The sequence below is a fragment of the Corynebacterium bouchesdurhonense genome, assembly GCF_900078305.2.
Taxonomy (GTDB): Bacteria; Actinomycetota; Actinomycetes; order Mycobacteriales; family Mycobacteriaceae; genus Corynebacterium; species Corynebacterium bouchesdurhonense.
Map to the genome: position 1 here is coordinate 1,080,538 of NZ_LT546028.1, position 13,251 is coordinate 1,093,788.

General features: G+C 64.0%; 10 protein-coding genes, 1 rRNA gene and 1 other RNA gene. 10 read left to right on the forward strand and 2 right to left on the reverse strand.

Features of this window, described 5'->3' with window-relative positions:
• Nucleotides 1-924 (forward strand): DMT family transporter, encoded by a 924-nt coding sequence (locus tag BN4252_RS09895; protein ID WP_066530224.1) that lies wholly within the window; start codon nt 1-3, stop codon nt 922-924.
• 20 nt (nt 925-944) lie between these two features.
• Here the strand turns inward: BN4252_RS09895 and BN4252_RS09900 are convergent, their stop codons facing one another.
• Complete coding sequence (locus BN4252_RS09900) at nt 945-1,991, reverse strand: PDR/VanB family oxidoreductase (protein WP_066530227.1); 1,047 nt, start codon at nt 1,989-1,991, stop codon at nt 945-947.
• A 223-nt stretch (nt 1,992-2,214) separates the two neighbouring features.
• Here BN4252_RS09900 and BN4252_RS09905 point away from each other — a divergent pair, with 223 nt between their 5' ends.
• The 8 genes from BN4252_RS09905 to ssrA all read left to right on the forward strand — a co-directional run bounded on the left by BN4252_RS09905 (nt 2,215) and on the right by ssrA (nt 9,736).
• A complete protein-coding gene (locus BN4252_RS09905) occupies nt 2,215-3,612 on the forward strand; it encodes an oxygenase MpaB family protein (RefSeq protein WP_230208630.1) in 1,398 nt (465 codons plus the stop codon).
• 57 nt (nt 3,613-3,669) lie between these two features.
• Entirely contained in the window at nt 3,670-4,896 is a 1,227-nt protein-coding gene (locus tag BN4252_RS09910) for an oxygenase MpaB family protein (RefSeq protein WP_066530234.1), read from the forward strand.
• 62 nt (nt 4,897-4,958) lie between these two features.
• Nucleotides 4,959-6,335: an NAD-dependent succinate-semialdehyde dehydrogenase gene (locus tag BN4252_RS09915; RefSeq protein WP_066530237.1), complete on the forward strand. Its 1,377-nt coding sequence runs from the start codon at nt 4,959-4,961 to the stop codon at nt 6,333-6,335.
• 118 nt (nt 6,336-6,453) lie between these two features.
• On the forward strand, nt 6,454-7,140 hold the full coding sequence (gene ftsE / locus BN4252_RS09920; RefSeq protein WP_066530240.1) for a cell division ATP-binding protein FtsE: 687 nt from the start codon (nt 6,454-6,456) through the stop codon (nt 7,138-7,140).
• Nucleotides 7,141-8,043, forward strand: coding sequence for a permease-like cell division protein FtsX (ftsX, locus tag BN4252_RS09925; RefSeq protein ID WP_066530242.1), 903 nt, complete (start codon nt 7,141-7,143; stop codon nt 8,041-8,043).
• A gap of 38 nt (nt 8,044-8,081) precedes the next feature.
• Nucleotides 8,082-8,576: an SsrA-binding protein SmpB gene (gene smpB / locus BN4252_RS09930; RefSeq protein WP_066530245.1), complete on the forward strand. Its 495-nt coding sequence runs from the start codon at nt 8,082-8,084 to the stop codon at nt 8,574-8,576.
• A 21-nt stretch (nt 8,577-8,597) separates the two neighbouring features.
• Nucleotides 8,598-9,260, forward strand: coding sequence for an SDR family oxidoreductase (locus BN4252_RS09935; protein WP_066530247.1), 663 nt, complete (start codon nt 8,598-8,600; stop codon nt 9,258-9,260).
• An 85-nt stretch (nt 9,261-9,345) separates the two neighbouring features.
• Nucleotides 9,346-9,736, forward strand: a transfer-messenger RNA (tmRNA) gene (gene ssrA / locus BN4252_RS09940).
• Nucleotides 9,737-9,789: 53 nt separating this feature from the next.
• Here ssrA and BN4252_RS09945 read toward each other — a convergent pair.
• Nucleotides 9,790-10,857: an LLM class flavin-dependent oxidoreductase gene (locus BN4252_RS09945; protein ID WP_066530250.1), complete on the reverse strand. Its 1,068-nt coding sequence runs from the start codon at nt 10,855-10,857 to the stop codon at nt 9,790-9,792.
• Nucleotides 10,858-11,550: 693 nt separating this feature from the next.
• Between BN4252_RS09945 and BN4252_RS09950 the strand changes: the two genes are divergently transcribed.
• Nucleotides 11,551-13,058: ribosomal RNA gene (locus tag BN4252_RS09950) — 16S ribosomal RNA — on the forward strand.
• Nucleotides 13,059-13,251: the final 193 nt, after the last annotated feature.

Below are 13,251 nucleotides of genomic sequence, written 5' to 3' on the forward strand. Positions count from 1 at the left end.
GTGTTCCTGATCCTCGCGATGTTGGTGGGCGCGATCGTGCCCGTCCAAACGGTGGTGAACACCCGGTTGCGGCAAAGCGTCGGTTCCCCAATCGGCGCTTCTTTCGTTTCCTTCGTCGTTGCGGTGGCGGTGGCTTCCGCCCTCGCGTTCACCTCCACCGGCGCCCTTATCCCGGATCTCTCGGTCCCGGCGCGCGAGCCTTGGTGGATTTGGCTCGGCGGGTTCATGGGGGTCCTGTTCATCGCCGGGAACATCGTGCTGTTTCCCAAGCTCGGCGCCGTGCAGACAGTGATCCTGCCCATTCTCGGGCAGGCCATCATGGGGCTGGTCATCGACCGCTTCGGCCTTTTCCAGTCCCCGCGCGTGCCGGTTGGGGCCCTGCGCCTGACGGGCGCGGCCATTGTGGTGCTGGGTATCGCCATGGTGCTGGAAATCCCTCGCCGGCAGGCGGCGACGGGATCAGCCGCCGGCCCGGGCGTGTGGCTGCTGCGCGCCGCAGGCGTGCTGATGGGCATGGGTTCCGCCGTCCAGACGGCCGTGAACGGCCGGCTCGGCAGCGCTCTCGGAAGCCCCGTGCAGGCGAGTCAGATCTCGCTCGCCGTGGGCGTTCTCGTGCTTCTCGCGCTCGCGCTCTCGTTGCCCGGGCCGCGCCGGGCGCTGGCCAGCGGCATCGCGCCGGGTCCTTGGTGGATGTGGCTCGGCGGCGTGCTCGGGGCCTTCTTCGTCTTCGGGGGAGCGGCACTCGCCCCGATCCTGGGCACCGGTACCACGGTGATCGCAGCGCTCGTGGGCAACATCATCTGCGGGCAAGTGCTGGAATCCCTGGGCATCGGCACCGGCGGGCGACGCACGCTGCCCACCCCGTACCGCCTCGCCGGTCTCGCCACAGTGTTGATCGGCGTGGCGATGGTGCGCCTGCTCTAGGCGCCCAAACATCTCAACGCCTACGCCAGCGCGTTGCGCCAGCGCTCCAGCACCAGGGTGGGGCTCAGCGAGCGCGAGACGCATGTGGCGAAGGCGCCTTGTTCGTGCTGATCCTCGGTGAACACGCTGTCCCGGTGATCCGGGGTGCCCTCCACCACGCGCATCACGCAGGTTCCGCACGTGCCTTCGGCGCACTGGGACATGATCGGCAGGTCCTCTTCCTCGAGCACGTCGAGCACCGACTTGCCCTCCGGGACCTCCATCGACATGCCGCGGAACTCGATCTCGAACGCCCCATCTGCGCACTGGTTGCCCGCGAGCGCCACCTCAGTGGGCCGGAACGCCTCCCAGTGGATATTGCGCGCAGGGAGCGTCTCCCCGGCAACCTCAATCACGCCGTCCATGAAGCCCTGGGGGCCACACACGTAGAGGTGAGTGGTCTCTGGGTCTCCGCCGTGCTCGCGGATCGCGTCGCGCACGATGTCGGCCTGCTGCTCGCGGGCGCCCGAGGCGAAGACGTTGCGGGTGCGGTCGGCGCAATACTCCTCGATGAGGTGGGAGAGGACGGCCTTTTCGGCGCTGCTTGCGAAGTAGATGACGCGAAAGGTGGCGTCGGCAAGCGCAAGCCCCCGAGCGAGGGAAAAGATGGGGGCGATCCCCACACCCGCACCGACGAGGATGGAGCGGGACGCTCCCTTCGCAAGCGGGAAGTTGTTGCGAAGCGCGGAGATGCGCAGCGTGTCGCCCGGCTCGAGGCGGTACATTGCCGCGGCGCCGCCGTACGCGAAGTGCTCGCGGGTCACCTCGACGCCGTAAAGGCCCTGCTCATTGCCGGTGGGGGACATGGTGAACAGGGAATACTGGCGGGTGATCGGCTCGCCGGCCTCGGTGGTCAGGTGCGCGTCGATGTGACAGCCGGGCTCGTACCCGGGCAGGGCTTGGCCGTCCTGCGTGCGGAGCGTGATGAGCGCGATGGTGTCCGCGGTGCGCTGCACGTCGACCACGGTGAGCGGGACGGTGGCCTGGGTTTCGACGTTGCTTGTGGTGGCAGCGTTCATGGCGTTCATGGTGATCTCCTTCGTGCGGGTGTCCCGCTAGGTCGCGGTAGGCACCGGGTGGTGCTCCGAGAAAGTTCTGCGCGAAAACGGTTGTCCGCCGACGTTGTTATGTATACCATCGGGGAACGCGAAACGTGAGCCATTGCACATCCGTGCGCAGAACGTTATCCATAGAACACCAGGCTGCTGTCCGGATCGCGGAATCTACCCCTCTCCACTGGAAAGGACGACCATGACATCACGCATCGACGCAGATACTGAGCGCACAGCTCCATCTGAGCACGCTGCTGAGCACGCATCGGCCCCCCAGGTGCTGCCCATGTCCGACAACCCCTACGAGGACTTCCGGTACTTCTACCGCGAGGGCATGCCGCTGCGGCCCGCGCCGGAGCGCCGCACCAAGACGCCGGGCTGGTCCACGCTGCGCCACAACCTCTTCGACCGCTGGCACACCGTGGCTGACACTTGGGACGGCTACAACTCGCCGCAGACCAAGCTCTTGGACGACCACATGTGGCAGACCGACGAGAAGGGCGCCGCGCTGGCTGAGGCGTTTAAGCGCGAGGGTCCGAAAAAGGCGCGCGCCGACTTTGAGAAGGCCCTGGCCGAGGGCATCGACAAGGTCGAGGACCCCTCGCCGGAGCTCGTGGAGTTTTTCAAGGACGTCGATGAGATCCCGGAGTGGATCGATCTCGAGGCCGCGGAGCGCGGCCGCGTGGCCTACTACAACGTGACGCCGTCCGCCGAGCTGCTTTCCATCGCGTTCGCGTTCTGGGCCACGACGATGGAGGACCGCACCTCCGCCGCCACGGGCGAGACCGGCATGTTCGAGTTCAAGGCCATGCAGCGCACGGTGGAGACGGTGAAGTTCTTCGTCGACCTCGGGCGCAAGGGCGTCTTCGACCGTTACTCCGACGGGCTCAAGGCCGCCGTTCGCGTCCGCCTGCTGCACGCCCAGGCAAACCGCGGGCTGGAGAAGCTCTGGGGCCCGGAGCACTACAACCAGTTCGGCCGCCCCATCGGCTCGAGCTTCCTCGTTTCCGGCGAGGGCTGGTTCGCGCTCATGCCGATCGCCGTGGACGAGTTCTTCGGTCGCCCGCACTCCGGCCGCGACTGGGACGACGTGGCCATGTACTGGGCGTGGGTCCTCCACCTGATGGGCGCCGAGGAGCGCCTGATTCCCAAGACCGGCGACGAGATGCGCAAGATGACCGACTTCATCTACGCCAACGGCGGCTACTCCTCCAGCTACCACGTGCAGGTGGCCACCGCCCTGATGAGCGTGCTGGAGAAGCTGGACGAGAAGATGCCGGCCCAGGTGCTCGGCGGCCTGGCCACGGTGATCGGGGACGAGGACACCAAGTTCATGGTCAAGGGCTCCCGCTTCGAGGGCACGAACTACCTGGTGTGGAAGACGGGGTTCTTGGCCAAGGCCCGCGCTGAGGCCGCCGCCTACCGCGTGCGCGACCGCCTGCCGGGAGCCGAGGCCGCCAAGGTGCGTAAGGCCGCCGACGGCAAGCCGCCGTGGAGCGACGTGCTGAAGCAGATCGAGACCTACATCACCGAGCACGAGCCGGACACCAAGCGCGACTACTCGCTGCACGACACGTCCAAGGAAGCCCAGCGCTAACCGCGCCCACCCACTAGGCCCAAACAACTTGGCCCAACCCGATAGAAGGAGAGAACCATGACCGAGATCTTCACCGAGCAGCCGCTTGCCGACGACTTCTACGACCGCGACGAATGGCCCGCCAACCGCGGCTCCCGCGAGGAGTTCGTCGCCCGCTTCGGCGAGGACCGCGCCAGCCGCTTCCAGCGGGCCTACTGGGCGACGGACCCGGTGGCGGACGCGCTGTACACCGGCGGCCAGCCCGTGCGCGAGATCATGCCCGCGCTGCGCGACGCCCTGGCCAAGGGCGAAGCCGGCGAGGACACCATCCCAACAGTGGCCGCGCTGGTGGAGGACATGAACAAGGCGCTCGAGGGCGTGGACTGGGACCGCGTCGAGCGCGGCCAGAAGGCGGCGCTGTCCATTCCGGTGTTGGCCCACAACCTCTCGCTCGGCCCGGGCGCTCTGGTGCACACCTACGCCGCGCCGTCCATCGCAGACGTGCTGGTGAACACCGGCGAGCTGACCAAGGGCGCGGTGCACCGCCTCGCGTACACCACCAACTGGATCTACTCCGTGTACCTCAAGGACGGCCTGCGCCCGGGGAACCTGAGCTTCTTGCACACCGGCATGGTGCGCGCCATGCACGCGCACGTGCGCCGCGTGCAGAACAAGCTGGGGCTCGACTACAGCGAGTGGGGCGCGCCGATCAGCGAGTTCGACATGTTCCGCACCTGGTTCGACTTCACCTACATCGCGTTCACCTACCTGCGCAACCTCGGCTACACCCTGCCGCTGGAGCAGGAGCAGGACGTGTTCTACCTCTGGCGCGTGGTCGGCCGCATGCTGGGCATCCCGGAGGACATCCTCGAGCCCGAGACGGACATCGCGGCGTCCCAGGAGACCATCGACGCGATTCACTCCGTCGACGGCGAGCCGAACGATTCCTCCCGCGCCCTGGTGGATGCCCTGATGAGCGGCTTCCTCACCAACGCCAAGGGCCTGTTGCCGTTCCCGGACGAGTCCATCAATGACTGGATCTACGCCAACACCCGCATCATGCACGGCGATGAGATCGCGGATTTCTACAACGTCCCGCAGTCCGTCATGCGCCCGTTCCTCGAGCTCGACATGCCGCTCGTGCGCCAGCGCTTCGACCTCCTCTACGCCAACCCGGAGGCGCTGGCGGCCGAGCAGGAGCAGAACCACGGCATCATCCGCGATGCCCTGACCGAGGAAACCTCGTACATGGGCCAGGACGAGGGCATCAAGATGCGCGACGGGTCTTACAACCCGGGCGCATAGTGATAGAGTTCACACACGTACACCATTTCGCAAAACCCAACTGAGAGGACAACGAGGAAACCATGGCTGAGAACCGCTACCGCGTGCAGAACCCGGTGACCAACGAGATTGTGGAGACCTTCGACTTCGCAACCGACCAGGAGATCCAGGACATCCTGGACAAGTCCGCCGCGGCGTTCGATTCCTGGCGCCACACCACCTACGAGGAGCGCGCCGAGATCGTTTCCAAGGCTGCCCAGCTGCTGCGTGACCGCGCAAATGAGCTGGCCAAGATCGCCGCCGAAGAAATGGGCAAGCCCATTCCGGAAGGCGAGTGGGAGATGAACTTCTCCGGCGACATCATGCAGTTCTACGCGGACAACGCGCCGGAGCACTGCGCGCCGCAGAACGTGGACGTCCCGGGCGGCAAGGCGGTGGTTCGCCGCCTGCCGCTGGGCACCATCCTCGGCATCATGCCGTGGAACTACCCGATCTACCAGATCGCCCGCTTCGCCGGCCCGAACCTGATGAACGGCAACTGCATCATCCTCAAGCACGCCGAGATCACTCCGAAGTCCGCGGCCGCGTTCGAGCAGATCCTCAAGGACGCGGGCCTGCCGGACGGCGTGTACATCAACGTCTACGCCACACACGAGCAGATCGAGACCATCATCGCGGACCCGCGCGTCCAGGGCGTGTCGCTGACCGGCTCCGAGCGCGCCGGCGCCAAGGTGGCTGAGACCGCCGGCAAGAACCTGAAGAAGGTGGTGCTCGAGCTCGGCGGCACCGACCCGTACATCGTGCTGGACGCGGCGGACATCCGCGCCGCCGCCCAGGAGGCCTGGGACAAGCGCGTCCACAACGCCGGCCAGGCCTGCACCTCCAACAAGCGCATCATCGTCATGGAGGACATCTACGACCAGTTCGTGGACGAGATGGTCAACATCGCGGAGTCCTACTCCAAGGGCGACCCGTCCAACCCGGGCGAGAACGAGTACTTCCCCATGTCCTCGCGCCGCGCGGCCGAGATCCTCGACGATCAGGTCAAGCGCTCCGTGGCGGCCGGCGCGACGCTTCGCACCGGCGGCGAGATGGATGACACCTCGGCGTACTTCTCCCCGGCGGTCCTCACCGACCTCCCGGTCGGCTCCGAGCCGTACTACGAGGAGTTCTTCGGCCCGGTGGCGGAGATCTACAAGGTTTCCTCCGAGGAGGAGGCCGTGGAGCTGGCCAACAACTCCTACCAGGGCCTCGGCGGTGCCGTCTTCTCCGAGGACATCGAGAAGGCCACCAAGGTCGCGGATCAGATCGACACCGGCATGATCCACGTCAACCTCGGTCAGTACTTCTCCGCGATCCTGCCGTTCGGCGGCGTGAAGCGCTCCGGTTTCGGCCGCGAGCTCTCGGTTTTCGCGCTCGACGAGTTCGTCAACAAGCAGTACCGCTACATCAACGACTAAGGGATCGTCGATAAGCAAAACAAGCCCCTTCGGGGGCATTTTGCTTTTCGACGCCCCCTTCCTCCCATTTTCCCTTAGGCCTTCTTTTGTCCCAGCAGTAACAGGTAAGGTGTGGGCCGTGATTCGTTTCGACCACGTGACAAAGGTCTATCCCACGTCAACCCGGCCCGCCCTGGACGACGTGTCCTTCACCATCGATGACGGGGACTTCGTCTTCCTCATCGGACCGTCCGGCTCCGGCAAATCCACGTTCCTGCAGCTGATGATCCGCGAGGAGAACGTCACCTCCGGCGACATCTGGTTCAACGACTTCCATGTCAACGCCCTCGGCGGCAAGGACGTGAATAAGCTGCGCCAGTCCATCGGCTACGTCTTCCAGGACTTCCGGCTGCTGCCGCGGCTGAACGTGTACGAGAACGTGGCGTTCGCGCTCGAGGTGATCGGCAAGTCCAAGGCGCGCATCGACAAGCTGGTGCCGGACGCGCTGGAGCTGGTGGGGCTCGCGTCGAAGGCGAAGCGCATGCCGCACGAGCTCTCGGGCGGCGAGCAGCAGCGCGTGGCCATCGCGCGCGCGTTTGTGAACAAGCCGCCGCTGGTGCTGGCGGACGAGCCGACCGGCAACCTGGATCCGGCCACCGCCGACGAGATCATGGCGCTGCTGGGCCGCATCAACCGCCTCGGCGCCACCGTGGTTATGTCCACGCACAACGCGCGCGCCGTGAACGAGATGCGCCGGCGCGTGATGGAACTGGACCTGGGCAAACTGGTCCGCGACGACGCCAACGGCGTGTACGGGAGGGCGTAAATGAACTGGGGTTTTGTGTTCCGCGAGGGGTTCAAAGGCCTCGGCCGCAACATCACCATGACCATCGCGCTGGTGATCACCACGGCGCTGTCGCTCGCGCTGGTGGGCGCCGGCGTGCTGCTCTCGCGAGCTACAGCTGACACTAAGGCGCTCTACCTAGACCGCGTCGAGGTGATGGTGGAGCTGGACGAGGACATTTCGGCCAATGATCGGGACTGCTCCAGCCCGCAGTGCCAGGAGGTGCGCGACGCGCTGCAGAAGGACGACCGCGTGGAGCAGGTGACCTTTCGCAACCGCCAGCAGTCCTACGAGCGTTTCGTGGAGCTCTTCCAGGATTCCGAGCCTGACCTGGTGCGTGAGACCAGCCCGGACGCGCTGCCGGCGGCGCTGCACGTTCGCCTGAAGGACCCGTCCGACACCGCGCCCGTGGACGCGATCCGCGACATGCCGCAGGTGGCGGTGGTGACGGACCAGGCGGACACCGTGCGGGAGGCCGCGAACACCATGGACACGTTCCGCAACGTCACCTGGGCCGTCGCGGGCGCGCAGGGACTGGCCGCCATCTTCCTCATCGTGAACATGGTGCAGCTGGCTGCCTACAACCGCCGCGAGCAGATCGGCATCATGCGCATGGTGGGCGCGTCGCGCTGGTTCACGCAGGCCCCGTTCGTGCTCGAGGCGGTCATCTCCGTCGCCCTCGGCGCCGTGCTGGCCACCGTTTTAGTGTGGGCGGGGAAGCGCTCGGTGATCGACTCGATGCTGGGAGACCTTTATTCGTCGCAGCTCATCGCCGACGTCCCGGAGTCGGCGGTGTGGACGGTCATGCCGCTGGTTGGCCTCGCCGCGATTGTGGTCGGCGGTCTCGCCGCACAGATCGCGCTGCGCTCCTACGTGCGTAAATAGGTGCCACCCCGAGCCGGGGTAGTAGGATGAGACACCTTATGGCCAAGAAGAAGAAGCAGCAGCTGAGCAACTCCGGCGTTCTTGCGACCAACCGGAAAGCCCGGCATGACTACACCATCTTGGACAGCTGGGAAACGGGCATCGTGCTCCAGGGCACCGAGATCAAGGCGCTGCGCGAGGGCAAAGTATCTCTGGTCGAGGCGTTCGCCACCATCGACAACGGTGAGGTGTGGCTGCGCAACATGCACATCCCCGAGTACTCCCGCGGGCACTGGACCAACCACCCGCCGCGACGCACCCGCAAGCTTTTGATGCACCGCCGAGAGATCGATTCCCTCGACGGCAAGCTCAGGGACGGCAACCGCACGCTTGTGCCGCTGTCCATCTACCTCAAGGACGGCCGCGCCAAGGTCGAGCTGGGGCTCGCGCAGGGTAAGCAGGACTACGACAAGCGCCGCGACATCAAGCGCCGCACGGAGGACCGCGAGATCACCCGCGACCTCGGCCGCAAGCTGAAGGGGATCAAAGCCTAGCTTTCAGTACGGTGGGTGCGTATGAAGAAGGCACTTGTTACTGGAGCATCCCGCGGCATCGGCCGCGCCATCGCCGAGGAGCTCGGCAAAGACCACCACATTTACGCGGGCGCGTCGAAGGACGCTTCCGATATTGTGGGCGCGCTGCCGAGCGCCGAGCCATTCGAGGTCGACCTCACCGACACTGATGCCATCGTGCGCGCCGCCCGCGAGATCACGGAGCTCGACGTCCTCGTTCTCGCCGCCGGCGTGCTGCACAAGGCGCCGTTCACCGAGCTCACCGACGCCGAGTGGAGGGAGAGCTTCGACATCAACGTGCTCGCTCCCGTCACCCTCGTAAGGGAGCTTTTGCCTGCTTTGCGACGCTCCCGTGGTCTCATCATCACCATCAACTCCGGAGCCGGCTTCAACGGCTACCCGGGCAACTCCGCCTACTGCGCCTCTAAGTTTGCCCTGCGCGGCTTTACCGATTCCCTGCGCCTCGAAGAGGAGGGGCGCGTCCGCGTGACTTCGCTGCACCCTGGCCGCACCGACACCGACATGATCGCGGGCGCCCAGCACGGCGACCGCCCGAAGATGGACGCCACCCAGGTCGTCCGCGCCGCCCGCCTCGCCGTTGACGCCGGCCCCGAGGCCGTGGTCGAGTTCCTCCGCGTTCGTCCGGTGGAAGGCGAGCGCGCCTAAGCGCTCTCGGTGGTTCGTGCGCCCCCTTGCGCACGTGCGCGTCCCTGGGCTAAAGTTCACCTTCCTACGTTTCTTCGTAGTTGAAGGGGTCGATTTTGGTTTCGACTTCATCGACCAAGCCAGGGGAAGCGTGCCGGTGCAGGCAGGAGACCACCGTGAGCGTCGCTGCAACTAATAAACGCAGAGAAGAACTCTCAGCGTGACTACGCCCTCGCTGCCTAAGTATTAGAGCAAGCGACCTGCGTGTCCGTCAGGCCGGGGATGTCCCCGCTCCGGTCCCTGGCGTCGACTTAGGGGACTCGCCTTCCGGCCCTGTCAGTGGGGCCTTGGAAGGGACACTCTTCACTGACTGGGCCCACCATCCGGACATGTTCGCCTGATCCGGAGGGCCGATGAGAGGTCACGCGCGGACTGCGCACGGAGAAGCCCTGGCGCGGTGGTGAAGGACCCGGGTTCAATTCCCGGCGGCTCCACCTAGTGCGATTTCCCCCGGTCGGTATGACCGGGGGATTTCTTTTGCGTGGTTTCCTTAGTCGATGGCGTAGCCGGTTACCGGCCCCTCGGTGTTGGGTTGCCACCCCAGCTCGGGAGCCACGTACTTGGCAAAGTTCTCCAGGATTCTCACGTTCACGTCCACGCCCATGCCGGTGGGGATGGTGATCAACAGGGTGTCGGCGGCCATGACGGCCGGATCGGCCTTGAGCTGCTCGACGAGCTTGTCTGGCTCGGCGGCGTAGGTGCGGCCGAACGTGGAGGCACCGACGTCCGGCAACACGCCGACCTGGTCGGAGCCGGAGGCGTGCATCCCGAACCTCTGCATGTCCGCACCGTCCACGATGGGGAAGATGGAGCGGGAGACCGACACGCGCGGCGTCCAGCTGTGCCCCGCCTCCTTCCACGCGGCCCGGTACCGGTTGATCTGATCCACCTGGATCTCTCCAAGGGTCTGGGCGGTGGTTTCAGAGACCAGGGTGGAAGACATCAGGTTGAGGCCGTTCCGGGCGGTCTGCTCCGCCGAAGTGTGTGTGCCGGAGCCGTAGAAGATGTGTTTCCGCAGCTCCGGGGCGAGCGGGAAAACCGGCAAGGCAGAGCCGGGCCGGAACATGTTGGGGTACTGGCGCCCCAGCGGCGCGGCTGTGGCGAAGCCGTTGCCGTCAACGGCGGCCATGAACGTTTCGAGATGGTCGCGCGCCACGTCCGCGCCGTTCGGGGCCTTACCCGTGTAGCCGAAGGCTTCCCAGCCACGCTCGGCCACTTCCGGCGCACCGCGAGACACGCCCAGCGCCACCCGTCCGCCGGAAAGCTGGTACAACGAGGCGGCTTCCTCCGCGAGGTACAGCGGGTTCTCGTACCGCATATCGATCACGCCGGTGCCCACCTCGATGTGCTTGGTGGTGGCAGCCACAGCGCCGAGCAGTGGCATCGGAGCGGATGCCTGGGGCACAAAGTGGTGGACGCGAAACGATGCGTTGTTTACGCCGATCTCGTCCGCGGCTTGGGCCAGTTCTAGGTGGATGTTGGCTACCTTCTCCGCGGACGGGCCGCGCTGGCCGCCGAGGGCGTAGTGCCCGAAGCTCAGGAATCCGAACGCTTTCATGGTGGTGCTCCTCGAAGTTAGATGACGTATCAACATCTACGATACCCGCCGGGTTGCTCCATGTCACGGAATCCGTGAAGCGTGGCCAGATAAGCGGATTGACCTGGCGATTTGCAAGCGTTTCTGGCGCGTGGTTATATCTTCACCCGTTGCTTCCGAGCGGCCGGCCACAGGGCTAGACGAGCGGGAGGAACGAAAATAAACGCATAGAGGTTACGGGGATGTGAACTCCGGGAAGCCGGTACATAAACGCCGGGTTGACAGGAAAAAACTTTCCACGTAACGTAGTGCAAGCTAACGCAGCGGATGAGCGATAAGCTCTGAAGCGGGGTGTGCGTGTGTTGTTTGAGAACTCGATAGTGTGCCAATGCATTTTTTGTTTGTGGATTGGTTGTGTGCCTGTGTGGTGCATTGCTGGCTGGTGCCTGTTTTTGGGTGTTGGTTGGTGTGTGCTGGTGGTGGTGCTTGCGAACCTTTGATGGTGGGTGCTGCTTTGTGGGCATGTGATTGTTCACGGTGTTGGTCTTGTGTTTTGTCCCCGTCGGGATGTGGGCCAATGCTTTTGTAATTGAAGGATTTTTTGTTTTGCCAGCCTGGCATTTATGCGCTGCTGTTTTTGGTGGTGTGTGGGTGTTGGTTGGTTTGTTTTTGGTTGGGTTTGGGCTTTTCACGGCCTGTTTCTGCTGAAACGTTTTTGTGGAGAGTTTGATCCTGGCTCAGGATGAACGCTGGCGGCGTGCTTAACACATGCAAGTCGAACGGAAAGGCCTCAGCTTGCTGGGGTACTCGAGTGGCGAACGGGTGAGTAACACGTGGGTGATCTGCCCTGCACTTCGGGATAAGCTTGGGAAACTGGGTCTAATACCGGATAGGACCATCGTGTTGTGGCGGTGGTGGAAAGTTTTTTCGGTGTGGGATGAGCTCGCGGCCTATCAGCTTGTTGGTGGGGTAATGGCCTACCAAGGCGTCGACGGGTAGCCGGCCTGAGAGGGTGTACGGCCACATTGGGACTGAGATACGGCCCAGACTCCTACGGGAGGCAGCAGTGGGGAATATTGCACAATGGGCGCAAGCCTGATGCAGCGACGCCGCGTGGGGGATGACGGCCTTCGGGTTGTAAACTCCTTTCGCCAAAGACGAATTTTGACGGTATTTGGAGAAGAAGCCCCGGCTAAATACGTGCCAGCAGCCGCGGTAATACGTATGGGGCGAGCGTTATCCGGATTCATTGGGCGTAAAGAGCTCGTAGGTGGTTTGTCGCGTCGTTTGTGGAATACCGCAGCTTAACTGTGGGGTTGCAGGCGATACGGGCATAACTTGAGTGCTGTAGGGGAGACTGGAATTCCTGGTGTAGCGGTGAAATGCGCAGATATCAGGAGGAACACCGATGGCGAAGGCAGGTCTCTGGGCAGTAACTGACGCTGAGGAGCGAAAGCATGGGGAGCGAACAGGATTAGATACCCTGGTAGTCCATGCCGTAAACGGTGGGCGCTAGGTGTGAGTCCCTTCCACGGGGTTCGTGCCGTAGCTAACGCATTAAGCGCCCCGCCTGGGGAGTACGGCCGCAAGGCTAAAACTCAAAGGAATTGACGGGGGCCCGCACAAGCGGCGGAGCATGTGGATTAATTCGATGCAACGCGAAGAACCTTACCTGGGCTTGACATACACCGGATCGGGCTAGAGATAGTCTTTCCCTTGTGGCTGGTGTACAGGTGGTGCATGGTTGTCGTCAGCTCGTGTCGTGAGATGTTGGGTTAAGTCCCGCAACGAGCGCAACCCTTGTCTTATGTTGCCAGCATTTGGTTGGGGACTCATGAGAGACTGCCGGGGTTAACTCGGAGGAAGGTGGGGATGACGTCAAATCATCATGCCCCTTATGTCCAGGGCTTCACACATGCTACAATGGTCGGTACAACGCGCAGCGAGCCTGTGAGGGTGAGCGAATCGCTTAAAGCCGGTCGTAGTTCGGATTGGGGTCTGCAACTCGACCCCATGAAGTCGGAGTCGCTAGTAATCGCAGATCAGCAACGCTGCGGTGAATACGTTCCCGGGCCTTGTACACACCGCCCGTCACGTCATGAAAGTTGGTAACACCCGAAGCCAGTGGCCTGTCATGGGAGCTGTCGAAGGTGGGATCGGCGATTGGGACGAAGTCGTAACAAGGTAGCCGTACCGGAAGGTGCGGCTGGATCACCTCCTTTCTAAGGAGCTTATTTGTTTTTCTGCCTCACGGTTGTGGGGTGTGGTTGGTTGAGTCGCCGTGGGTGCGGCTGCCGACCGTGTTATTGAAAAATCCAGGTGGACATGCACCGGCGCCACTGGGTGTGGCGCTCATGTGGTGTGGCTGCGTGGGTTACGCAATCAAGTGTTTGCAAGCAGTGTTTTGTGTGTTGG

Coding starts and splice junctions, on each gene's coding strand:
- BN4252_RS09900 (WP_066530227.1), bottom strand. CDS start 1,991: ATGAACGCCATGAACGCTGCCACCACAAGCAACGTCGAAACCCAGGCC.
- BN4252_RS09905 (WP_230208630.1), top strand. CDS start 2,215: ATGACATCACGCATCGACGCAGATACTGAGCGCACAGCTCCATCTGAG.
- BN4252_RS09910 (WP_066530234.1), top strand. CDS start 3,670: ATGACCGAGATCTTCACCGAGCAGCCGCTTGCCGACGACTTCTACGAC.
- BN4252_RS09915 (WP_066530237.1), top strand. CDS start 4,959: ATGGCTGAGAACCGCTACCGCGTGCAGAACCCGGTGACCAACGAGATT.
- ftsX (WP_066530242.1), top strand. CDS start 7,141: ATGAACTGGGGTTTTGTGTTCCGCGAGGGGTTCAAAGGCCTCGGCCGC.
- smpB (WP_066530245.1), top strand. CDS start 8,082: ATGGCCAAGAAGAAGAAGCAGCAGCTGAGCAACTCCGGCGTTCTTGCG.
- BN4252_RS09935 (WP_066530247.1), top strand. CDS start 8,598: ATGAAGAAGGCACTTGTTACTGGAGCATCCCGCGGCATCGGCCGCGCC.
- BN4252_RS09945 (WP_066530250.1), bottom strand. CDS start 10,857: ATGAAAGCGTTCGGATTCCTGAGCTTCGGGCACTACGCCCTCGGCGGC.